13 protein-coding genes and 1 pseudogene are annotated in these 23,779 nt (G+C 59.7%); 11 read left to right on the forward strand and 3 right to left on the reverse strand.

The features are described from left to right. Together FGA82_RS31620 and FGA82_RS31625 are read left to right on the forward strand one after the other, a co-directional pair. Positions 1 to 5,392, forward strand: a pseudogene (locus FGA82_RS31620) (LapA family giant adhesin); the annotation flags it as partial. Between the two features lie 149 nt (positions 5,393 to 5,541). After that, positions 5,542 to 5,880, forward strand: coding sequence for a hypothetical protein (locus FGA82_RS31625; RefSeq protein WP_007918987.1), 339 nt, complete (start codon positions 5,542 to 5,544; stop codon positions 5,878 to 5,880). Between the two features lie 212 nt (positions 5,881 to 6,092). Here FGA82_RS31625 and lapD read toward each other — a convergent pair whose 3' ends face one another. Then, positions 6,093 to 8,039: a cyclic di-GMP receptor LapD gene (lapD, locus tag FGA82_RS31630; protein ID WP_141130105.1), complete on the reverse strand. Its 1,947-nt coding sequence runs from the start codon at positions 8,037 to 8,039 to the stop codon at positions 6,093 to 6,095. A 14-nt stretch (positions 8,040 to 8,053) separates the two neighbouring features. Beyond that, complete coding sequence (gene lapG / locus FGA82_RS31635) at positions 8,054 to 8,746, reverse strand: cysteine protease LapG (RefSeq protein ID WP_141130106.1); 693 nt, start codon at positions 8,744 to 8,746, stop codon at positions 8,054 to 8,056. Positions 8,747 to 8,943: 197 nt separating this feature from the next. Between lapG and FGA82_RS31640 the strand changes: the two genes are divergently transcribed. From FGA82_RS31640 to FGA82_RS31660, 5 genes are all read left to right on the forward strand, one after another. Beyond that, positions 8,944 to 9,654, forward strand: coding sequence for a GntR family transcriptional regulator (locus tag FGA82_RS31640; protein ID WP_141130107.1), 711 nt, complete (start codon positions 8,944 to 8,946; stop codon positions 9,652 to 9,654). A 746-nt stretch (positions 9,655 to 10,400) separates the two neighbouring features. Further along, positions 10,401 to 11,177: a DUF3050 domain-containing protein gene (locus FGA82_RS31645; protein WP_141130108.1), complete on the forward strand. Its 777-nt coding sequence runs from the start codon at positions 10,401 to 10,403 to the stop codon at positions 11,175 to 11,177. Then, a complete protein-coding gene (locus FGA82_RS31650; RefSeq protein WP_141130109.1) occupies positions 11,174 to 12,103 on the forward strand; it encodes a diiron oxygenase in 930 nt (309 codons plus the stop codon). The genes FGA82_RS31645 and FGA82_RS31650 overlap by 4 nt, the downstream gene beginning before the upstream one ends. Before the next feature lie 13 nt (positions 12,104 to 12,116). Then, on the forward strand, positions 12,117 to 15,509 hold the full coding sequence (locus tag FGA82_RS31655; RefSeq protein ID WP_141130110.1) for a non-ribosomal peptide synthetase: 3,393 nt from the start codon (positions 12,117 to 12,119) through the stop codon (positions 15,507 to 15,509). A gap of 23 nt (positions 15,510 to 15,532) precedes the next feature. After that, entirely contained in the window at positions 15,533 to 16,000 is a 468-nt protein-coding gene (locus FGA82_RS31660) for an SRPBCC family protein (RefSeq protein ID WP_141130111.1), read from the forward strand. A 151-nt stretch (positions 16,001 to 16,151) separates the two neighbouring features. Here FGA82_RS31660 and FGA82_RS31665 read toward each other — a convergent pair whose 3' ends face one another. Next, positions 16,152 to 18,032: a methyl-accepting chemotaxis protein gene (locus FGA82_RS31665; protein ID WP_095113874.1), complete on the reverse strand. Its 1,881-nt coding sequence runs from the start codon at positions 18,030 to 18,032 to the stop codon at positions 16,152 to 16,154. A gap of 304 nt (positions 18,033 to 18,336) precedes the next feature. Here FGA82_RS31665 and FGA82_RS31670 point away from each other — a divergent pair, with 304 nt between their 5' ends. The 4 genes from FGA82_RS31670 to FGA82_RS31685 all read left to right on the forward strand — a co-directional run bounded on the left by FGA82_RS31670 (position 18,337) and on the right by FGA82_RS31685 (position 23,691). After that, positions 18,337 to 18,837, forward strand: a complete 501-nt coding sequence (locus tag FGA82_RS31670; protein WP_141130112.1) for a sigma-70 family RNA polymerase sigma factor — start codon at positions 18,337 to 18,339, stop codon at positions 18,835 to 18,837. Continuing rightward, positions 18,837 to 19,838: a FecR domain-containing protein gene (locus FGA82_RS31675; protein WP_141130113.1), complete on the forward strand. Its 1,002-nt coding sequence runs from the start codon at positions 18,837 to 18,839 to the stop codon at positions 19,836 to 19,838. The genes FGA82_RS31670 and FGA82_RS31675 overlap by 1 nt, the downstream gene beginning before the upstream one ends. Positions 19,839 to 19,926: 88 nt before the next feature. Continuing rightward, a complete protein-coding gene (locus FGA82_RS31680; protein WP_141130114.1) occupies positions 19,927 to 22,431 on the forward strand; it encodes a TonB-dependent siderophore receptor in 2,505 nt (834 codons plus the stop codon). Positions 22,432 to 22,509: 78 nt separating this feature from the next. Continuing rightward, entirely contained in the window at positions 22,510 to 23,691 is a 1,182-nt protein-coding gene (locus FGA82_RS31685) for a PepSY-associated TM helix domain-containing protein (protein ID WP_141130115.1), read from the forward strand. Positions 23,692 to 23,779: the final 88 nt, after the last annotated feature.

Consider the following 23,779-nt stretch of genomic DNA (forward strand, 5'->3'; position numbering starts at 1 on the left):
CACCATCGGTGTTGGCCAGACTACGGGGACTGCGACCACTACCGCTCCGAACGATGCGTTGACCGGTCATGCGCCACTGACCAACGCGATCACCAACGTGACCGGCGGCAACTACGAAAACCTCGTGGCCGACAAGACGCCAGTCAGCACCAACGTGACCGACACTGTCGACACCACTAATCTGTCGCTGAGCGCGACTGGTTCGGTTGCTGAAGGTGGCTCGATCGTTTACACCGCGACCCTGACCAACGCCGCTGGCTCGCCAGTGACCGTAACCCTGTCCAACGGCGCCGTGATCACCATCGACGCCGGTAAAACCACCGGCACCGTGACCGTTCCAGCCCCGGCCGATGATGTCTACAAAGACGCCGGCACCGTGCAGGCCACAATCAGCAACGCCACCGGTGGCAACTTCGAAAATCTGGTGCCAAGCACGACTCCGGCTATCACCAGCGTCACCGATACCATCGACACCACCACCGTGAAACTGACGGCAACGGCTACTGCAGCAGAGGGCGGCAACGTCGTGTACACCGCGACCGTCGGCGCCCCAGTAACTGGCTCGCCGGTTGTGGTGACCCTGTCGAACGGTCAGACCATCACCATCGGCGTCGGCCAGACCACCGGCACCGCGACCACCACTGCGCCTAACGACGCATTGACTGGCCACGCGCCGCTGACCAACTCGATCACCAACGTGACGGGCGGCAACTACGAAAATCTGGTGGCCGACAAAACGCCGGTTTCGACGACCGTCACCGACACCATCGACACCACCAACCTGTCGCTGTCCGCGACCGGCACCGTGGCCGAGGGTGGCCAGATCACTTACACCGCGACCCTGACCAACGCCGCTGGCTCACCAGTGACCGTAACCCTGAGCAACGGCTCGGTGATCACCATCGACGCCGGCAAAACCAGCGGCACGGTGACCGTTCCAGCGCCAGCCGATGACGTCTACAAAGACGCCGGCAACGTCCAGGCAACGATCAAAACCGCGACTGGTGGCAGCTTCGAAAACCTGGTGACCAGCACCACGCCTGCCGTGACCAGCGTCACCGACACCATCGATACCACCACGGTGAAACTGACCGCGACCGGCACAGCGGCTGAAGGCGGCAACGTCGTCTACACCGCCACTGTCGGTGCAGCCGTAACCGGCTCGCCTGTCGTCGTGACCCTGGCCAACGGTCAGACCATCACCATCGACATCGGCAAAACCACCGGCACCGTGACCACCACCGCACCGAACGATGCGTTGACCGGCCACGCCCCGCTGACCAACTCGATCAGCAACGTCACAGGCGGCAACTACGAAAACCTCGTGGCCGACAAAACCCCGGTCAGCACCACCGTGACCGACACCATCGACACCACCAACCTGACGCTGTCCGCGACCGGCACCGTGGCCGAGGGTGGCCAGATCACCTACACCGCGACCCTGACCAACGCCGCTGGCTCGCCAGTCACGGTGACCCTGAGCAATGGCTCGGTGATCACCATCGACGCCGGCAAAACCACTGGCACCGTGACCGTTCCAGCTCCGGCCGACGACGTCTACAAAGACGCCGGCACCGTGCAGGCAACCATCACTGGCACCAGCGGCGGCGGCTTCGAAAATCTGGTGACCAGCAACACGCCAGCGGTGACCAACGTCACTGACACCATCGATACCACCACCGTCAGCATCACTGGCAGCAGCTCGGTGACCGAAGGCCAGACGGCCAGCTACACGGTCAGCCTGAACCACCCGGCGCAAACCGAAGTGACCCTGAAAATCGTCTACAGCGGCACCGCCGCCGACGGTTCGGACTTCACCGGCGTGTACACCGTGAAGATCCCGGCAGGGGCGAGCAGCGCGCAGTTCAACGTCGCCACCATCGATGACAAGATCACCGAAGGCACCGAGAACTTCGTGGTCAAGATCGATTCGGCCACCGGCGGCAACTTCGAAAACCTCGCGGTCAGCAGCACCAATGGCAGCGTCAGCACCTCGATCATCGACAACGATGCGCCGCCGGTCATCGACCTGGATGCCAACAACTCCAGCGGCGCGACGGGTGCCGACTACAAGGTGACTTTTACCGAGAACACCCCGGGCGCGGGCGTGTCGATTGCCGACACCGATATCAAGATCACCGACCCGGACAGCACCATGCTCACCGGCGCCACCGTTGTGCTGACCAACCGTCAGGACGGCGATGCGCTGAACCTGGGCAACAGCGTCAACGGCATCACCATCAATGCCAATAGCACCAACGGCACCGTGACCCTGACCTTGTCGGGCAACGCGACGCTGGCCGACTACATGCAGGCCATCAAAAACATCAGCTTCACCAACAGCAGTGAAGACCCGAGCACCGTGCCGCGCATCATCACCGTGACGGTGACCGACGGCGGTAACTACTCCAACACCGCGACCACCACGGTCAACGTGGTGGCGGTCAACGACGCACCGGTTGCTGCACCGAGCAATGTCACCGGCACCGAAGACACGCCGCTGGTGCTCGGCTGGTCGACTTTCGGTGTGACCGACGTCGACAGCCCGGCCAGCAGCCTCGGCGTCAAAATCACCCAACTGCCGGGTGAAGGCAAACTGCAGTATCTGGACGGTTCGACCTGGAAAGACGTCGCCAACAACCAGACCTTCAGCAAAGCCGATATCGACGCGGGCAAGCTGCGCTTCCTGCCGGACACCAACGAATCGGGTGTGAACGGTTACGGTGGCACTGGCCTGGGCAACAACCAGGCGGACTACGCACAAATCAAGTTCCAGCCAACCGACGGCCAGCTGCTGGGCAACACCGGCACCGTGAAGATCGACATCACGCCGGTGGCAGATGCGCCAACCGTGAGCGTCGCCGACAACAGCGTGAAGTCGACCGGGCTGATCAAAGAAGTCTGGACCGGCCTGTCGGGTCTGGGCACCAACGGCAACGGCGCGGATTCGACCACGTTGAAAAACGTCATCGACGGCGCCGGCACGCCGAACTCCAGCACTAACGTCAACAACGTGCAGTCCGACGGCAGCGTGACCGCCGGTACGGCGTCGAAGACTTCCGGCCTGATCTACCTGGAAGCCGGCAAGACCTACACCTTCAGCGGCATCGGCGATGACAGCCTGTTGGTCACCATCGGTGGTAAAAACGTGGCCGCGACCACGTGGGGCGTGGGCGGCAACCTCAACGGTTCGTTCACCCCTACCACCAGCGGTTACTACACCCTGGACATCTACCACCACAACCAGAGCGGTCCGGGCAGCTACGACGTCAACCTGTCGGTCAACGGCAGCACGCCGATCGACCTGAGCAGCACTGGCGTGCCGATCTACACCGGCGTGCAAGACCTGATCAATTCGGGCGTGACCGTTTCCGATCTGCACGGCAGCGGCGGCGAAGGCTATTACGACGGCTACAAACTCAACACCGGCGCCGAAGGCACCACGGTGAAACTGTCGGCAATCACCACCGCGCTGACTGACACCGACGGCTCGGAAACCCTGAGCGTGAAGATCAGCGGCGCGCCAGTCGGCTCGGTGCTCAGCGATGGCGCGGGTCATACCTTCACCGTCACCGCCAGCAGCGGCGACGCCAACGTCACCGGCTGGAACCTCGGCAGCCTGACCGTGACCCCGCCGCCGTACTACAACGGCCAGTTCAACCTGACCGTGACCTCGACCTCCACCGAAATGGTCGGCGGCTCGGCCAGCAGCACCGCGACCATTCCGGTTACCGTGGTGCCGGCGGTCTACAACGCCATCGTCGCGACTTCGGGTGACGACACCTTCAGCGGCACCGATGGCAACGACATCATGGTCGCCGACATCGGTGGTCTGACCGTGGTCCCGGGCACCAACTACAACATCGCGTTCATGGTCGACAGCTCAGGCAGTATGAGCAGCTCGTCGATCAACGCAGCCAAGGACTCGCTGACGTCGGTGTTCAACACCCTGAAGCAGAGCCTGGGCGGCAGCAACTCGGGCACGGTGAACATTTTCCTGGTGGACTTCGATACCCAGGTCAACAAATCGGTGTCGGTGAACCTCAACGATCTGAACGCGCTGACGCAGCTCAAAGCGGTACTGGACTCGATGACTTCCGGCGGCGGTACCAACTACGAGGACGTGTTCAAGACCACGGCCAACTGGTTCCAGAGCGCCGACGCTGTGGCCAACACCGGGGCGAAAAACCTCACGTACTTCATCACCGACGGCCAGCCGACCTACTACCAGAGCGGCGAGCAGACCAACCCGACGCTGTACGGCAGCGTGAAGTTCGATAACGTGGTGACCACCAGCAACTACAAGCTGGGCGACACCTTCAGCACCTATATCGACAACACGCATTACCTGAGCATCAACGCCAGCGGTTTTGCTCAGTTGCAGACCTACACGGCCCGATATGGCTGGAGCACCACCAATCTGGGTACCGTTCACGCGCAGGGCGATGGCACTTACGAGCTGTCGAGCCTGGCGGGCAGCGGCAGCAGCACCACCTCGACCACCACCGACAACTCGACCAGCAGTTTCGCGTTGCTCAGTGGCCTGTCGAACGTTGAAGCCATCGGCCTGAACAGCGGCGTCAGCCTCAATGACCTGAAACCGTACGACTCGGACAAAACCCCGCAGACCAACATCGATCCGAAGGATCTGGCCAACTCGATCATCGGCCACACCGAAGCGACGCTGCCGGGCAACGACACCGTCAGCGGTGGCGACGGCAACGACATCCTGTTCGGCGATCTGGTCAGCTTCAACGGCATTGCCGGTGAGGGTTATCAGGCGATGCAGGCGTTCGTCGCGCAGCAAACCGGCGTTGACGTCAGCAAAGTCACCACCAGCAATGTGCACCAGTACATCACCGAGCACTATCAAGCGTTCGATGTCTCCGGCGCGCACGATGGTAACGACACACTGTTGGGTGGCGCGGGCAATGACATCCTCTTCGGCTCAGGCGGCAACGACTTGCTCGATGGCGGCAAAGGCAATGACATTCTGCTCGGCGGCACCGGCAACGACACGCTGATCGGCGGTCAGGGCAACGACATCCTCATCGGTGGTTCGGGTGCCGACACCTTCGTCTGGAAGGCGGGCGACACCGGCAACGACGTGATCAAGGACTTCAAGGCCGCCGACGGTGACCGTATCGATCTGCGCGATTTGCTGCAGGGCGAGACCGGTAGCACCATCGATAACTTCCTGAAGATCACCACGGTCGATGGCACGTCGTCGCTGCAAGTCAGCTCGGCGGGCAAGTTCAACTCCGGCGACGCTGCTGCGGCCACACCGGATGTGACGATCAAACTGGAAGGCAACAACTGGTCGAGCGCCAACATTCATAACCTGATTGCCGGCAGCGATCCGACCATCAAGGTCGACCACAACAACAGCTGATACGTGAACAAAAACGGCCGCCCTTCTGGGGCGGCCGTCACGTTTGCGCTTACCGCGACGGTGACGATTACGTCGCCGCACCGCATACTCGCGCGCAGTTGGCTATGCTGCTGACAGCATGACGCTGGTTCATTTCCGAGGGATGCTCAATGTTTTACGTGCAACGCGATGCGCAAGGTCTGTTGATTCGCGTGGAAGCCGCGGCCTACGCCGAGGCCACGGAAACGCTGCCGGCCGACAGCCATGAAATCCAGGCCTGGTTCGCCAACGAAGTGGTGGAAACCAGCCTGAAACAGCTCAAGCAGAGCGACTTCGAAATGATTCGGGTCCTCGACGACCTGATTCAGGTGCTGACCCAAAAAGGCGTGATCCGCGTCACCGACCTGCCACCGGCGGCTCAGGCCAAGCTGATGGACCGGACTCAGGCGCGTGAGGCGCTGGGTGGGTTGAGTCAGTTGATCGATGAGGATGAGGGCGGGTTGATCTGACTTCTTCAGATCAAGGGCCTACCCTCACCCCAGCCCTCTCCCCGAGGGAGAGGGGGCCGACCGAGGTGTCAGGCGTCATACATCGACCTGAAAAACCGGGTCGATTATGGATTCAAGACAAATCGCTCACGTCGGCGTATCTCCCGAATATCCCCCAATCAGTCCCCTCTCCCTCTGGGAGAGGGCTAGGGTGAGGGTTGGTTTGCAATGACTCACCGCCAAGGCTTCGGCTCACCAAACAACTGCCCCTGAACCCCATACAAGCCCATCTCGCGAATCACCGACAACTCCCCTTCCGTCTCAACCCGCTCGGCAATCAGCGGCAGATCAATGCTGTGCGCCGCCCGCTGGATCGCCTCGATGAACAGACGCTTGTCACTCTCCTGATCAATCGCACGAATATAGCTGCCATCGATCTTCAAGTACGCCAGCCCCAGCCGCGCCAGGTTGCCGATCATGCTGAAGCGCCCACCAAAGCGCTGCAGGCTCAATGAGAAACCGAGTTCGCGCAGGCGCCGGGTCAACTGCTCCAGCACCGCTTGTTCGGGCAATTGCTCCTCACCGATTTCCAGGGTCAGCCGCGCGCCGAGGTTGGAATGCGCGCGCAGAATCTCGAAGACTTTGTTCAGCGCTTGCGGATCGGCCAGGGTCGCCGAAGACAGGTTCAGCGCCAGCGAATCTTCATGCTCTTTCATCTGCTCCAGCACGCGTTCGAGCATCAGGCGATCAAGCCGCGCGGTCCAGCCGAAGCGCTCCAGCCACGGCAGGAAGCGCCCGGCCGGGATGGTCTGGCCTTGATCATCGAGCAAGCGCGAGAGCACTTTGTAATGCAGCACCAGTTGCGTGTCTGCGGCGGCGACCACCGGTTGGAAATACAGCTCGAAACGCTGCTGACTCAAGGCCTGATCGAGCAAGCGGTGCCAGGCGTGATGATCGTCGCCAACATCCGCCGTCAGGCTCTGATCGATGCAGGCCCAGTTCTGCTCACCCTGCCCTTCGGCTTGCGCCAGCGCCTGATCGCCGAGTGTCAGCACTTGTTGCGGCGAATCGCCGTGGGTGAATGGCGCCAGACCGATCGACGCCACGGCAGCCACGTCGGTCGCACCGGTGGCGTGCAGACTGCTCAAGGCATTGTCGAGGTTCTGCGCCAGTTGCAGCGCTTCTTCACGCACCAGCCCCGGCGCCAGCACGGCGAATTCGCCGCCACGAATACGCGTGACAAGGTTTTGGGTTTCCGGGTACTTGGCGCATTCGCGCGACAGCTGCTCGCCGACCGCTTTGAGCAATTCATCGGTGCGCTGACCACCCAGCCGCTGGTTGAGCCCGGCCAGATCCTTGACCCGCAACAGCAGCAGATAACCGGAGCTGGCCTGCTCCGGGTTGCTCACGCGATTATTCAACTGCATCTCGAAATAGCGGCGGTTGGCCAACCCCGTCAGGTTGTCCTGATAAGACTCGGCCCGCAGTTTTTCACTGCGCTCGGCCTGCTCCTGGAACAGCGCCTTGAGCTTCTCGACCATCTGGTTCATCGCCTGCACCACACGCCGCAACTCAGGTGTGCGCGGCAATTCCGGCAGGCTGAGGAACTCGCGGCGGGCGATGGCGTGAGACTGCTTGACCATGTAATCCAGCGGCTTCAACTGCCGGCGCAACAGCAACGCACCGAGCACCGCGCTGAGCGCACCGCAGATCAGCAACCAACCGAGGCTGCCCAACGCGCTCTGCCACAGCTTGGCCACAGCAAACATCGGATGGCTGACCACCTCGACCCGCGCCGCCTGCTCCCAGCCACGACTGACCAGCGCATCGCCACCGGCCGGTTCCAGACCGATCAGTTTGACGAACCAGTCCGGCACATTGCTGACGGCCGGAATGCCGTTGCGCTCGACGATGGTCTGATCGGTCTTCAGATCGACCACACGGATGCTCGCGTAATAACCGCTGTCGAAAATCGAGCTGACCAGCAGCTCGACCATTGCCGGATCGTCGATATTCGGCGTCAGCGACAAAGCCAGCGCCGTCGCGGCGTCCTGCGCATGGGAACGCAACTGGTTGACGTACTGGGTACGCGAGCTCTCCAGACTGACCATGAAGCTGCCGGTGAAGGCGACCACCAGGAACAGACAGATAGCGATCAACAGCTGTTTGAACAAAGACATCTGAGCGCGTGCTCCTAGTTAGTCGTCTCGACCGGGAAACCTTCGGCCTGCATTTTCTTCAACACATCCTGCCAGCGCGACAGGCGTTTGGTATCACCGACCTTTTTATTGCCCTTGGCGCCCGGCAGGTACAACCCTTCGGCATTGAAAGAGTAGACCGGCAGCAAATCGGTTCGCTGCGACGCCGGCTGGATCGGGTCGATCAGGCTGTCGAGCACCAGCGGCATGGCATCGGGAGTGGCATAGTACGTCAGCACCATGTGCGCGCGGTTCTGGCGCAGGGCCTTGACGTAGGTGATGCGCAACTTGTCGCTGGAAACCCCGAGGTGGCGCAGGCTGAAATACTTGGCGATCGCGTAGTCTTCGCAGTCGCCAGCGCCTTTCCATAAGGCTTCGATCGGCGTTTCCCAGTAATCGACCTCGTGCCACAGATCGATGTCCTCGACGTAGCGCACCTGTTTGTTGAAGAACAGGTTCACCACTTTGAGCTTTTCCATCTCGCTGACTTGCTTCTGGGTGGCCAACAGATTTTGCCAGGCATCGATGCGCTGTTGCCCGGCACCCAGCGGCCCGTAGAGCGCCGTGGCTTTGCGGCTGATCGTGGAAAAATCCCAATCGGCATGCAGACCGCCCAGCATCATGCCGGCCAGCAGCAGTGCGCAGCCTAGCCAGCGAAGTGTCCGGGGGATCGCGAAAAGTGCCGCCACAGCAGGTTTCCAGAGGGCAGGAAGGAAAGCGTTTGATGGTGAAGCTTAGCCCGGTAAAAAACAATGGCACCATGAGATCATCGCTGCCGCGCTAAACTTCATTTGGCAGCGCAATGTTTTACAAGGTTTGACAACCTGTAGAGCAATCACTAGTGTCATTTGGATCCAAATCAGGCCGACATACAGGGTGCGTAGTCGTGACACAGAAGCCCAAACCGCTGCACAGCATTAAAGTCGACGGACCGATTCCTGCGCATCTGGCCCGGTCGGTGATCGAAGAAACCCTGCGTTCGGCAATCCTAGATGGACGTCTGCCCTGCGGCACGGCGCTACGTCAGCAGGATCTGGCCGATTTGTTCGGCGTCAGCCGCATGCCGGTGCGCGAAGCCCTGCGCCAGCTCGAAGCCCAGGAACTGCTCAGCGTTACTGCGCACAAAGGTGCGGTGGTCGCGCCATTGATTCAGGGCGATGCCACCGAAACCTACGAACTGCGCATCCTCCTCGAATCCGAAGCCATGCGGCAGTCGATTCCGCTGCTGACTGCTGCCGATCACGCCCTCGCGGCCGGTTACATCGAAGAGCTGGAGGCGCAACACGATTACGCGGAAATCGGTCGGCTCAACCGTTTGTTCCACATGGCCCTGTACAGCAAGGCGCCCAATAAACGCTTGCTGCGCCTGGTCGAAGACGGGCTCAACGAAGAAGAGCGTTTTCTGCGCTTCAACCTTGAGGCCATGGGCCTGGGCAAATTGTCTCAGGACGATCACCGCGCGATGCTGCAAGCCGTCCGCGAGCGTGATATCGAGTTGTCGATCAACCTCCTTGAGCAGCACCTCAATCGTGGCGTTGAGGTCATTACTCGCTATCTCGACACCCCCGCCGCGCAAAGCCGCAAAGCTGCGCGCTGAACACGCTTTATCCCCGCGAATCACCCACTTACAAATCCCCAAGCGATCTGCCAGCCCTCGGGTGGGCGGATCCGCCTGCCCGCTCTAACCTCCCTGCGTCGTTCAGCCCGAAATTTGCACCTTACCGGTGACGAATCGGTAATAGCCGTGGCGGTCATTTACCCGCACTCTTGAGCGGCCAACCCCATTAAGAACGGGCGACGCGCCGTCCTGACGGCGCAGTCCCCGCACCAGGAACCTACGGAAGGAGCCTTGCCACGGGAGAAAGGAAGTCATGGCGCGGGGTCACGGCCAACTTCCGCCCTTTTAAATCATTCAACTCTTATTACTGAAAAGTTGCTTCGAGTGAGGCATTCACTCTTGTCGATCAATTTTGGCCGTTATTCGCCGAAAGGAGCAACTACGCCCAAATAAAACTTTATCCAGAAGTTTTATCGGAACAACTCAACTTCAAAAAACAGCAAACTTAAAATAATTGAAAATGTACTTGTTAAATACTTTGTCGGCGTATTAGCTTTTCCTCGCCAAGTTTGAACTTCGCTCTTCGCTTCGGCGCAAGCCCAATGCCCGTGGCACAACAGCTGCGCTTTACGCAGATATGAAGCCATGCCACAGGTATATACGGTCCGTACTTATCTATCCGGAAGGAAGGTTGTCGTCCGTCTACAAAAAACAAGTAAGTCGTCGTTTCACTGATTGCGCAGTTGCCAGAGCAGTTCCATTTAACATCAACGATAAAGGACATCATGATGCCCACTAAGAACCAACTCGCCCTGAAGAAAGCCGAACTTAGTATTCACCCGATCTTTTCCGAGATCACTTCGTTATCGGTCTTGCGTCGTTTCATGGAAACCCACGTGTTTGCCGTGTGGGATTTCATGTCGCTGACCAAACGCCTGCAGCAGGAACTGACCTGCACGCGTTTGCCGTGGCTACCGCCGCGTGACCCTCACGCCGCCCGGTTGATCAACGAGATCGTTCTGGGTGAAGAATCGGATGATCGCCTGACCAAAGGTCATTACAGCCATTTCGAGTTGTACCTGGATGCGATGCGCGAAATCGGCGCGAGTACCACGGCCGTGGAGCGCTTTGTCGCCCTGCAACAGGAAGGCGTGAGCTACGACGTCGCGCTGCAAAGCGTCGAGGTTGATCCGGCCGCCGCGCAGTTTGTCCGCGACACCTTGCGTACCGCCCTGCATGCACCGGGACACAGCGTGGCGGCGGCGTTTCTGCATGGTCGCGAGAGCGTGATCCCGACCATGTTCCAGCGCATCCTTGACGACTGGGGCATCGGTATCGAGCAGGCGCCGACCTTCCGTTACTACCTGGAGCGGCACATCGAGGTCGACTCTGAGGATCACGGTCCGGCGGCAGAACACCTGCTCGAGCGCTTGGTCGACGGCGACCCGCAACGTCAAGCCGAGGTCTACGCCAGCGCCATCGCCGCCGTGGAAAGCCGCATCGCCCTGTGGGACGGCCTGCGCCTGAGCATGCGCGAACCGTTGGCGGAGGTCGCCCAATGAACGCCGCCGACTATCAATCCTTTGCCGATGCCTGGGAGAACCGCGCCACCATCCGCACCCGCCCGCGTCGCGTGCTGGAAGACGATGAACGCCTGATCTACCCGCTCAGCCGCCAACCGCTGGTGCTCAGCGAAACCTTCCTGCGCGAGTGCCCTCAGCAACGTGACTTCGCTTTGGTGCAGACGCTGTACAAATTCATCAACGACGTAGTGATTTTCGAGACCGAGATCGTCGACAAGACCGCGCGCAGCATCGCCAAGAATCGCTTCGCTGTGACCTTCCCGTTTGCCTGCCGTTACGACGCGATGACCGTGGTGGTCGACGAGGATTACCACGCCTTGGTGGCGATGGATTTCATGCAGCAAACGGTCGCGATGACCGGCATCGAACCGATTCAGTTGCCCGATGAAATCGAACTGAGCCGGGCGATTCCTGCCGCCGTCGCGCTGGCACCGGAACACCTGCGCAGCGCGATGGAATTGATTTGCGTGGCCATCGCCGAAAACACCGTGACCGGTGATGTCGCGGCGTTCGCCCGCGACGACACGGTCAAGCCGTCGATCAAAGGCCTGATGGCCGACCACTTGCTCGATGAGGGTCGCCATTCGAGTTTCTGGGCGCGAATGGTGCGCATCTATTGGCACACCGCCAGCGCGGCGGATCGCGAAACCATCGCGCAAATCCTGCCGGTGTTCATCGGCCATTACCTGACCAACGACATCCAGAAAGCCTTCGACCTGCGCCTGATCGACGCGCTGCCGGTCAACGAGACCACACGGCGCTCGCTCAGGGACGAGATGGCCGGGCTCGCGTTCCCGATCAATCGCCACCATCCGCTGGTGGGCAACATCGTCAAGTTCTTCCACAACAGCTCGCTGCTCGACACGCCCTGTGTGCAGCACGCCTTGCGCGATTACCTGGTTTGATGAGGAGGCCGACATGAAACGTCTCGACATTTTGCTGATTGGCGCCAGCCAGGCCATGACCGACCTGACGCAGGAACTGGAACAACATGGCCACTCATTGCAGCGCAGCGGCGTGGCGGCATCGACGGTGGATTTGATCATCGACGATGGCTTCATTGGTGCGGGTGACTTCTGCGCCATCCCGCACCTGCATCTGCGTTTGGGGGTCGGTGCGCAAAGCGCGGCGGGTTTACCGACACTCGATCTGCTGTGCTTCCTCGGCTCGTCCCTGATCAGCCGCGTACCGGTTGCCGATGAGCCGTCCGGCAACGGTCAGGCTCTGCAGCAAAGGGTGCTGACGCAGGTGGTGGACGAAGTGGCGCTGCTGGTCAGCCGCTTCTCCCGCGACGCCGACTATTTTCAGCAAGCCACACTGGTCAGGACGCCGGATTTCGAGCGGATGGAAAACCTGTTGTTCCTCGACAGCCTGGCTTACGTCCATCGCTTCAATGACACGGACAATTCAGTGCTGCTGCAACAGGCGCAGATCCCCGTGATCGAGCGCCTGCAACAAAGCCTGATCCGTCATGCCGAACGACCGGCGTTGCACCTCGCTGAACAGTCGATCAGCTACCGCCAACTGCACGCCCACAGCCGCGCGATCCAACAGCGCTTGCAGCCCTTGCTTGAGCAGCATCCACAACCGTGGGTGGTCGGTATCTGCCTGCCGAAAAGCCCGGCGCTGTTCGCCTCGATTCTGGCGATCCTCGGCAGCGGCGCGGTGTACCTGCCGCTGGAGCCGAGCCATCCGTTGCAGCGCCAGCAATACATTCTGCAAAACGCCGGCGCGTTGTTGCTGCTGCACGATGGTGAGCATCTACTCAGCACAACCATGGCGGGACTGGATGTCAGTTGTATCGACAGTGCTGAAGCGGATCTCAGCCAACCGTTGATGCACCTGCAACCCGAACTTGAAGCGCCCTGCATGGCGCTCTACACCTCAGGCACCACCGGGCATCCGAAGGGTGTGTTGCTCAGTCAGGCCAACCTTACACACTTCTCGGCGTGGTACGCCGATTACGTGCAGTTACAGGCTGAGAGCCGGGTGCTGCAGTTCTCTTCGCTGAGCTTCGATTCGTCGCTGATCGACATCTTCCCAACCCTGCTCGAAGGTGCCGAACTGGTGGTGCCCGATGACACGCAGCGGCGTGATCCGCTGCAACTGGTCGCACTGATCCGCCGCCGGCAACTGACCCACGCGTTCCTGCCGCCAGCGCTGTTGAGCATTCTGCCGCTGGAGCAGTTAGAAGGCGTGCAAGTGATGACCGGTGGCGACGTCTGCGAGCCGTTCGTCATCGAGCAACTGACCCGTCAGGGCACGCTGCACAACCTTTACGGCCCGACCGAAGCCACGGTGCTGATCACTGCGCGCCAGCTGATACCCGGTGACAGCAACCGCAGCCTCGGTGCGCCGATCGCCAACAGCCAGGTGCTGATTCTCGATGACGATTTGCAACCGGTGCCACAGAACACCGTCGGCGAATTGTTCATCGTTGGCCCCGGCGTCTGCCTCGGTTATCTGAACAACCCACAGCAGACCGCCGAGCGTTATCTGACCCTGAACCTGCCCGACGGCCAAACGCTGCGCGCCTACCGCAGCGGCGACATGGCCAAGTGGGGCGAGCACGGTATCGAACTGTGCGGACGGCGCGACAACCAGGTGAAGATCCGTGGCTTCCGGGTCGAGCCGGAAGAGATCGAACGTTGCCTGCGCGAGAGCCAGTTGTACCGGCAAATCGCAGTAGTGATCGACACTCAGCGACGGATTCTGGCGTTCCTCGCCCAGCCGCAATCGGACACCGCACGCGAAGCACTGAAGGTCCACGCCCGACAGTTTTTGCCCGACTACATGCAACCGGTGGCGTGGACTGAGCTGCCGAACATGCCGTTCGCCAGCAACGGCAAGGTCGACCGTAAAGCGCTGCTGGCACTGCCAGTGAGCGTGCAGGACAACGGGCCGAAATGTCTGCCAGCGAATGCGGACGAAGCGCTATTGCTGGAGATATGGGCCGAGTTGCTGGAGCTGCCGAACAGCAATATTTCCACCGACGAAAGCTTCTTCAATCTCGGCGGTCACTCGATCCTGCTGTCGCGAATGTTGCTGCGGCTGCGCGAGGAGTTCGGTCGCAGCATTTCGATCAATCGCTTCATCGAACTGCCGACCATCATCAAACTCGCAACGCTGGTGCGCGGCACCGATGACAGCGCCGTACTCAGCGCCCAAGCCATGGCCGACGCCGAACGTGCGCTGGAAATCGAACCGCTGCCGATCAGCCGCATGGGCGATGTGCACAAGGTCATCGTCACCGGCGCCAACAGCTTTGTCGGCGTGCACATCGTCGAGGCACTGCTCGGCTGGGGCGCCAGCGAAGTGGCGTGCCTGGTACGCGATAGCGGTGGGCAAACGGCGGCGCAGCGCTTTACCGAGTCACTGCGGGAAAACCGCCTGGAGCATCTGGATCTGAGTCGTGTGCGGGTTTACGCGGCAGATATTACGCAGCCGCAGTTGGGCCTGAACGAGGAAGACTATCAGCGCCTCGATCGCGAGTTCGGCGCGCTGGTGCACAACGCTGCCAACGTCAATCACGTACTCGATTACGAGTCGCTGGCGGCGGACAACGTCGAGCCGATTTTCGCGCTGCTGCACTTGTGTGAAGGGCAAAGCAAAAAGGTCTTCAATTTTGTCTCGACACTGTCGGCTTCAAGCACGGTCGACGACGCCGGCCGAGTGCTGGAACTGCCTGCGGCACTGACGCCACCGATCTACATTCGCAACGGTTACAACCTGTCGAAGTGGGTCGGCGAACGCATCCTCGAACGGGCGCGCGAGCGCGGTGTGCGAGTCAATCTGTATCGCCCCGGCAACATCAGCTTCAACAGTTTGAGCGGTGTTTGTCAGCCGCACAAAAACCGTTTGATGCTGATGCTCAAAGGCTCGATCCAGCTCGGTCAGGTGCCGGCCTTCGCGCTGAATTTCGACTTGATGCCGGTGGACTTTCTCGCCCGGTTCATCGCCTTCCACGCCAGCCGTTATTCGCCCGAGCGCGCGGTGTTCAACCTGCATAACCCCGAGCCTTTGAGCTGGGACGCTTACGTCGCTTCGTTCCGCGAAACCGGCAGCGAGTTCGCGCTGGTCAGCGTCGCCGACTGGCAACAGCAACTGGGCCGTGTCGACGCCGACAACGCGCTGTTCGGCGTGCTCGGTTTCTACCTCAACGGCTTTGAAGAAGACATCGGTGACATCTCGCTGATCGGCCACGCCAACGCCGAAGCCGGCGTGCAACAGATGGGCGCGCACTACCCGCAGAAATCACCGGCGCTGCTGCGTCGCGGCTGCGACTACCTGAAACAAATCAACTTCATCTGAAGCAATAAAAAAGGAGCAACACCATGAGTAATCTGCAACCCGACACCCTGATTAAAAACCCCCACGGCTGCCACGTTGTCTCTTCGGTAGAAGTGCCCGCAGACGCGGCGCAAGTCTGGGCGGTGGTCGGCCATTTCGACGGTTTCGACCGATTCATTCCGGCGCTGTCGCACATCGAAATGACCGGTGAGGGCGTGTCCTCACTGCGCAAGAAGTTCTTCAAGGATGGCAATGTGGTGGTCGAGCAACTCAACTCCCGCGATGAGCAGGCCCGGAGCATGACCTGGACGACGATTTACAACACCTTGGGCGTGGCGAATCTGTGGGCGGCGATGAATGTGGAAGCGCTGGGCGCAGGCAAATCCCGGGCGACGTGGACGATCATTGCCGAGCCGGCTTCGGGGGGGGAAGAGGCGTTGCCGGGGTTCAAGGATTTCGTGCAGGGGTTTGCGGATGATGCGATGGGGAATGTGCTGAAGCTGTTTGTCTAAGGCTTCGGCTTTGCGGTGATTGTCAGACCGCTTTCGCGAGCAAGCTCGCTCCCACAGGGTATTGGGTGTTCACACATGCTGTGTTCAACCAAAAATCCTGTGGGAGCGAGCTTGCTCGCGAAGAACGATAACGCGGTCTCCAATCTGAAAATCAGATCTTGAAGCTGTCGACCAACTGCTTCAGACGGTTAGCCTGCTGCGACAACGCATCACAATCCTTCAACGTTTCATTGAGGTTGGCCACGCTTTGCTGGTTCAGCAGGTTGATCTGGTTAACGTCGACGTTGAGGGTTTCCACCACGGCGGTCTGCTCTTCAGTGGCCGCTGCCACCGACTGGTTCATCCCGTCGATTTCACCAATGCGCTGAGTCACGCTGACCAGACGCAAACCGGCCTGGTTGGCCACTTCCACACTTTGCTCGCTGGAGGCTTGGCTAGCGTTCATGGTGGTCACCGCTTCGCGCGAACCGATCTGCAGCGAGGTGATCATCTTGTGGATCTCTTCCGCCGATTCCTGGGTGCGATGGGCGAGGTTACGCACCTCATCCGCCACCACGGCAAAACCACGTCCCGCTTCACCGGCACGGGCGGCTTCGATCGCGGCGTTGAGCGCCAACAGGTTGGTCTGTTGCGAAATCCCTTTGATCACATCGAGGATGTGGCCGATGTTGTCGGTGCTGGCGTTAAGGGTTTCGATCTGCGTGCACGACAGGCTGATCTTCTGCGACAGCTCGGTCATCGCCTGGATCGTCTGCTCGACCACCTGACGACCATCGTCGGCCTGCTCGCTCGCGCCGCTGGCGTGCTGCGAAGCATCGGCGGCGTTGCGGGCAATTTCCTGAGTGGCGGCGCCCAACTCGTTGATCGCGGCAGCCACGCTGTTGGTGCGTGCGCTTTGTTCATCGGAGCCGACAATCGAAGCGTTGGACGAAGCCATTACGCGTTGCGACAAATCATGGACGTGACGGGTTGCCGACGACACTTCGGAAATCGACGCGTGGATCCGTTCAACGAACTGGTTGAAGGCGCTGCCCAATTCACCGAACTCGTCTTTGCTCTCGACCACCAGACGACGGGTCAGGTCGCCTTCGCCCTGAGCAATGTCCTGCATCGCACGACCCATGGTGGTCAGCGGACGCATCAGGACGTTGATCAACAGGCTCAGCAGCAAGGCAATGGCGGCCACGGCGACAAACATTGCGATCAGCGCCGAAGTACGGAATTGGCTGAGTGCTGCGTAGGCCTTGTCGCGGTCGATCGACAGACCGATGTACCACTGCGCATTCGGCAGGTCGCTGACCGGGGTAAACGACAGGATACGTTCCTGGCCGTTAAGCACGACGTTCTGGTTGCCCTTCTCGATGCGCACGCTGGTGTTCGGGTAGATGTCTTTCAGGTTTTTCATGACCTGGTCTTTGTCCGGGCTGACGATCACCTGACCGTCGGCGCTGACCAGGAACGCGTGGCCGAGGCCACCGAAGTCCACCGAGTTGATGATCTTCACCAGGGTTTCCAGGCTCAGGTCACCACCGACGACACCGAGCAGTTCGCCGTTCTTTTTCACCGGCATGGCGATGGTTACCACCAGGCCACCGACAGCAGCCATGTACGGCGGCGTCAGCATTGTTTTGTCAGCCACAACGGCTTGTTTGTACCAAGGACGCTGACGCGGGTCATAGCCGTCCGGCATCTTCGCGTCAGGACGCTGGGTGAACACACCGTTGGCCTGGCCAACGTAGGTGAACTGGAAGTTCGAGGTGAACGCTGGTTGATCGACCAGACCCGGGAAATCCGCGTCCTTACCCTGATGGGCAACGTTCTGCGCGAGGTTTTCCAGCACCAGAATCCGCCCGCTCATCCAGTTCTGCACGCTGCTGGCGGTCAGATCACCGGCCTGCTGCACGGAGGACTGAAGGTTCTGGCGAATGGTGTTTCGCTGCAGATAGTCGTTGTAGAGGGTGAACAGCGCGAACGCCAGGACCACGACGCCCGAGGCGGCCAACAGGATTTTATGGCTGAACTTGAGATTCATTTCATGGGACTTCTTATGCCAAAAGTGGGGATGCGTTCCGGATGCAACATTCCATGTACAGCGCAGGCAGCGTTCTTCTGGCCGCTCTACTTTGGTGCACGCATGTCTCACCAGTCTGTCGGCACGTGTCGGGGAAATCTTAGGGCTGAGCGGGAAATGGATGGCATTTCTGCCGGATTCCCGCCGAACGGCGTGCCAGAGCGTTCGCCCCGATGTTTTTCAGTGCTGATGTTCGGGTGGCAGTTGCAAATTTCGTATCCCTTGATGACAATGCGACTAATTATCATTTGTGACGTTCGCGTTCATGTCCTCACCTGAGTTTGCAGTACAGGCGCTTTACAGTAGTCATCACGGTTGGCTCAACGCTTGGCTGCGCGCGCGGCTGGGTAATGCGGCGGATGCGGCGGATCTGGCCCAGGACACTTTCCTGCGTCTGCTGCAACGCACCGAACGCCTCGAACTCAAAGCACCCCGCGCCTTCCTGCGCACGATTGCGCGTGGGCTGGTGATCGACCATTGGCGCCGTGAGGAAATCGAACGTGCCTACCTCGAAACGATCGCCCATTTGCCCGAAGCCGAAACACCGAGCGCCGAAGCCCGGGCGCTGGTGATCGAACTGCTGGAAAGCATCGCGCGGATGCTTGAAGGACTGAAGCCAAAAGTGCGTCAGGCCTTTCTGCTGGCGCAGTGCGAAGGTTTGACCCACAAGCAGATTGCCGAACAGATGGGTCTGTCGTTGCGTTCGGTTGAGCGTTACGTCGCCGATGCGCTGTATCACTGCTACGTTCTGCGGTACGAAAGCTGATGCCGGTGGATAATCTTTCTCTTGGCCGTCGCACCGAGCCGCAGCAAAAGGTGGTCAAGCAGGCCATTCACTGGCTGTTGCGACTGCGCAACAATCACGGCAATCCGCGTCTGAACCGCCAGTGCGAACAGTGGCGTGCCGAACACCATGAGCACGAACTGGCCTGGCAACGGGTGCAGTCGCTGCAAGCAGAACTGAGTCACAATCTGCGCGCGGTGCCTGGTGCGCAAGTGGCGTTCAATACGCTGGAAAACAGCGCGCAGGGTTTGGGCCGGCGACAGGCGTTGAAGCTGTTGTCTGGCGCATTGCTGATGGGTTCCGCCGCGTGGCTGGCCAAGGACACTGCCGCGTTGCAGCAATGGAGTGCCGATTACGCTACGGCGACGGGCGAGCGGCGCGGCTTCCAGTTGCCGGATGGCACGCGGATCGAACTGAACACCGCGAGTGCAGTGGATCTGGATTACACCGCGCAGCAGCGGCTGATCAAACTGACGCGCGGCGAGATCATCGTCACCTGTGGCGGCGCTGATCAGGGTGCAGCCTCCGAGCGACCGCTGCGCGTGCAAAGTCATCACGGTATTTATGAGCCACAGGATGCGCGGTTTATCTTGCGCCAGGATAGCGATTGCACGCGGCTTAGCGTCACCAGCGGACAGGTCGCCATCCACTCAGGCGGTACTTCGCTACGAGTTTTCGCCGGGCAGAGTTATCTAATCGATCACCATCAAGTGCGCCCTGCGCCGCCGCTGGCTATGGATGCCGGAGCCTGGGTCGATGGCTTGATCGTCACGCGCAACATGCGTCTGAGTGACTTTCTCAGCGAAGTCAGCCGTTATCGCCAGGGCTTTCTGAGTTGTGCGTCTGACGTTTCCGAGTTGCGCCTGTCGGGCGTATTTCGCCTGGAAGACACCGACAAACTGCTGGCAATTCTGCCGCAGACATTGCCGGTGCAATTGCGCTATCGCACGCGCTGGTGGGTGACGCTGGAGCGCGTCGCCTGAAATTATTTTGGCGGGTTTTCGCAGCTGGTCCGGCTTAGTCAGTAAGCACTTCAACTCAAGCGTTTGCGACTTCCTACGGAAACCTACAATGACTGTCCGCGCCACCTGTAAGAACCCTCTGAATTTCACTGCCGAATCGGGACTGCTGCGCCACGCTATTCGCGCGGCGCTGTTTTCGACTGCACTGGGCGCTGGTGTGATGCCTGCTTTAAGCATCGCGGCGACTCCCGCTGGCAGTGAAGTCAGCCATCGCTACAACGTGGCTGCGGGCCCTCTCGGTGAGGCGCTAAATCAGTTTGCCCGTCAGGCGGGTATCACGTTGTCGATGACCCCGCAGCAAACTCAGGGCCGACAATCGCCGGGCGTTCAGGGCGAGTATTCAGCCGATCAAGCACTGAGCCATTTGCTCGGCGGCTCGGGTCTGGAAGCGGTCAGTCAGGACGGCAGCAGCTACGTCCTGCGCCCATTGGCTGAGACCCAAGCACTGGCCTTGCCGACCACCGACATCAAAGGCTTCGCCCTCGGCAACGCCTTGGGCAGCATGGACGGCTACAACGCCACTCACAGCCAGATCGCCACCAAGACCAGTACCGCGCTGCTGGAAACCTCACAGAGCGTGTCCGTGGTCACTCGCGAGCAAATGGACGACCAAGGCTCGCAAACCGTTTCCCAAACCATGCGCTATACACCCGGCGTGTTGACCAATCCCTACGGTGCCACTCACCGTTACGACTATGTGGCCATGCGTGGTTTCAACGACGGCTCGGTGGACAATATTTACCTCGACGGCCTCAAGTCGATGGGCGACAGCGGCACCTACAGCACCATGCAGGTCGATCCGTATTTCCTTGAGCGCGTGGACATTCTCAAGGGCCCCTCGTCGGTGCTGTACGGTCGCAGTTCGCCGGGCGGCCTGGTGGCGCTGACCAGCAAGAAACCGCTCTACGAGGCTTACCATCAGGTACAAGCGACGGTGGGCACTCAGGGCCAGCGCGGGGTCGGTTTTGACTTCAGCGGTCCGGTCGATGACGACAAGCGTATCGCCTATCGTCTGACCGGGTTAACGGATCAGTCCGACACGCAATTCGACCACAACAAGGAAAAGCGCTTCGCCCTCGCACCCACGCTGAGTATCGATTTCAGTGAAGATACTTCGCTGACGCTGCAGGCCTATCTGCAACACGATCCGGACGGTGGTTACCACGGTGGCGTTCCAGCCGACGGCACAATTCATCAGCGCAACGGCAACCGTATCTCGCCACACTTCTTCGAAGGTGAGCCGGGCGTCGATGGTTACTCGCGTGATCAGCAATCGTTTGGTTATCAGTTTGAACATCGCTTCAACGATGTTTTCACCGCAAGGCAGAATTTCCGCTACCTCGACTCCAAAGTGAACATGGATCAGGTCTACGCCTATGGCTGGACCTCGCCGACCAGCAACGAGCTTAACCGCTACTACACCGGCGGTGATGAGCGCCTGCATGCGTTTATCGTCGATAACATGCTCCAGGCGGAATTTTTCACCGGCGCGACCAAACACACAGTACTGATGGGCGCTGACTATCAGCGGCGAAAAACCGTGGTCGACTGGACCAGTGGCGGCCTTGCACCGATCAATGCGTTCAATCCAGTGTATGGCAACTCGGCGATCGACATGTATGGCGAGACCAGTTATCTGCGGCGCCTGGAGCAGACCGGCGTTTACCTGCAAGACTTGATCGAGATGGACAAGTGGCGTTTTTCGCTGGGTCTGCGCCAGGACTGGGTTGAGACGTCGGATGAAAACCGTATCGCTGAAGCTGGGCGGCCGGTCGGCACAGAAATCAATGATCGACGCACCAAGCTCACTGGCCGTGCCGGCGCGCTTTACCTGTTCGAGAACGGCTTGGCGCCCTACATCAGCTACTCCGAATCGTTTAACCCGAACTCCTATGCTGACAGCGCCGGTAACCCGCTGGCTCCAACCGACGGAACACAATGGGAAGTCGGTTTGAAGTATCAACCGCCGGGCACTGACAACCTGTTCACCGCCTCGCTGTTCCGCATCGATCAGGAGAACCTGGCGACCAAACTGCCGCAGGAAACCTTCTACCGCGCCGTAGGCGCTGTGCGCTCTCAGGGTCTGGAACTGGAAGCGCACATGCAATTGACCGACAACCTGAAAGTGCTCGGCAGTTATACCTTCACCGATATCGAATATTCGAAATCAATGGTCAGCACGTTGAGCACACCGACCGATGTGATCGAGAACAAGGGTAACTCGCCAACGCAGGCGCCGCGGAATATGGCGTCGTTGTGGGCGGACTACAAGTTCGACAGTGCGGCACTCGATGGCCTGCGTCTGGGCGGCGGCGTACGTTATGTCGGCTACAGCTGGGCCGATGCGGAAAACACCCTGAAGGTGCCTTCCTACACGTTGTTTGATGCCTCGATTGGTTATGACTTGGGCAAGGTCGGCTTGAAGGGCGTTGATGTGCGTCTGAATGCGAACAACCTGACCAATGAGTCTTACGTCGCCTCCTGTGCGAGCCTGAACTTCTGCTACATGGGTGAAGAGCGCAACGTGGCGGCGACGGTCAGCTACCAGTTCTAAGCCTTTTGTCCTGTGCATAAAAAAGCCAGCCCCTGAATGTTCAGGGGCTGGCTTTGTCGTTTCTGTGGGGAAATTTTCATGCGTGCGTTTTTGGTGTTGTTGCATCGTTACATCGGCTTGGCCACAGCAGTGTTTTTGCTGCTAGCAGGAATTACCGGAAGCATTCTGGCGTTCAACCACGAGTTGGATGAATGGTTGAATCCAGCGTTTTATTCGGCTTCCGCGCAAGGTTCGCGGCTACCACCGGGCGAGTTGGTTGATGCGGTGCAATCTGCCCATCCGAAGCTGCAGGTCTGGTACATGGAGTACCCGCATGAGGCGGGGCATACAGCTTTGCTGGCGGCCGTTCCACGTAATGATCCGGCGACGGGTAAGCCATTCGACGAACGTAATCAGGTGTTTTATCTGGACCCGGTGAGCGCTGAGCAGACGGGTCAGCGTTATTGGGGAGAGTGCTGTTTTGAACGGAAGAATTTTGTCCCGTTCATTCTTGAGTTTCACTACAACCTGACGTTGCCGGGAAACTGGGGATTGTTATTGATGGGCTTGGTTGCCGTTGCCTGGGTGATCGATTGTTTCGTTGCGCTCTGGCTGACGTTGCCGCGTGGCAAGCCGTTCTGGAAGAAGTGGTCGACCGCCTGGAAGGTCAAGGGAGGGCACGTCTATCGGCTCAACTTCGACCTGCATCGCGCTGGGGGATTGTGGCTGTGGTTATTGCTACTGCCGATTGCCGTGAGCAGCGTGGCGATGAACTTGCCGAGCCAGGTATTCAAACCTGCGGTGTCGTTGTTTTCACCGATAGAACCCAGCGTCTATGAGGCTCGAGGGCGAATGCCTACTTCACAGTTGGGGGTGACTCAATTGAGTTATCAACAGGCGTACGAAAGGGCGTTACAGGAGGGAAAAAAGTTAGGACTGACAGTGGCGATCGGGGAGTTGTATTACAGCTTTGAGTACAACTTCTACGGCGCAGGATTTGGACAGCACGACACTGAAGCCCATGGCAAATCCTGGTTGTTCTTTCATGGTACGGACGGTCGCTTGTTAGGGCAGGAGATTGCAGGGCAGGGAACGTTGGGAGAGCAGTTTTATCGGCTGCAATTGCCGATACATGGTGGGAGGATCATTGGCGTTACAGGGCAAGTCATGATCGCGATGTTAGGTGTATTGATTGCAGGACTGTCAGGGACTGGCGTCTACATCTGGTGGCGCAAATGGCAGGCTCGACGTATCAGCGACGCACGCAGAGCGGTTCAATAGTTAGTTTTTGTAGACGCTGAAATGACAAAACCCCTGTCTGCGTTAGCAGACAGGGGTTTCGGAATTCAATCTTGACGATGACCTACTC

Source organism: Pseudomonas fluorescens, from assembly GCF_005938625.1.
GTDB lineage: Bacteria > Pseudomonadota > Gammaproteobacteria > Pseudomonadales > Pseudomonadaceae > Aquipseudomonas > Aquipseudomonas fluorescens_BD.

What these genes read in the sequence shown, in the direction of transcription:
- FGA82_RS31625 (WP_007918987.1), top strand. Translation starts at nt 5,542, where the DNA reads ATGTTTTACGTGCAACGCGATGCGCAAGGTCTGTTGATTCGCGTGGAA.
- lapD (WP_141130105.1), bottom strand. Translation starts at nt 8,039, where the DNA reads ATGTCTTTGTTCAAACAGCTGTTGATCGCTATCTGTCTGTTCCTGGTG.
- FGA82_RS31645 (WP_141130108.1), top strand. Translation starts at nt 10,401, where the DNA reads ATGATGCCCACTAAGAACCAACTCGCCCTGAAGAAAGCCGAACTTAGT.
- FGA82_RS31650 (WP_141130109.1), top strand. Translation starts at nt 11,174, where the DNA reads ATGAACGCCGCCGACTATCAATCCTTTGCCGATGCCTGGGAGAACCGC.
- FGA82_RS31655 (WP_141130110.1), top strand. Translation starts at nt 12,117, where the DNA reads ATGAAACGTCTCGACATTTTGCTGATTGGCGCCAGCCAGGCCATGACC.
- FGA82_RS31660 (WP_141130111.1), top strand. Translation starts at nt 15,533, where the DNA reads ATGAGTAATCTGCAACCCGACACCCTGATTAAAAACCCCCACGGCTGC.
- FGA82_RS31665 (WP_095113874.1), bottom strand. Translation starts at nt 18,032, where the DNA reads ATGAATCTCAAGTTCAGCCATAAAATCCTGTTGGCCGCCTCGGGCGTC.
- FGA82_RS31670 (WP_141130112.1), top strand. Translation starts at nt 18,337, where the DNA reads ATGTCCTCACCTGAGTTTGCAGTACAGGCGCTTTACAGTAGTCATCAC.
- FGA82_RS31675 (WP_141130113.1), top strand. Translation starts at nt 18,837, where the DNA reads ATGCCGGTGGATAATCTTTCTCTTGGCCGTCGCACCGAGCCGCAGCAA.
- FGA82_RS31680 (WP_141130114.1), top strand. Translation starts at nt 19,927, where the DNA reads ATGACTGTCCGCGCCACCTGTAAGAACCCTCTGAATTTCACTGCCGAA.
- FGA82_RS31685 (WP_141130115.1), top strand. Translation starts at nt 22,510, where the DNA reads ATGCGTGCGTTTTTGGTGTTGTTGCATCGTTACATCGGCTTGGCCACA.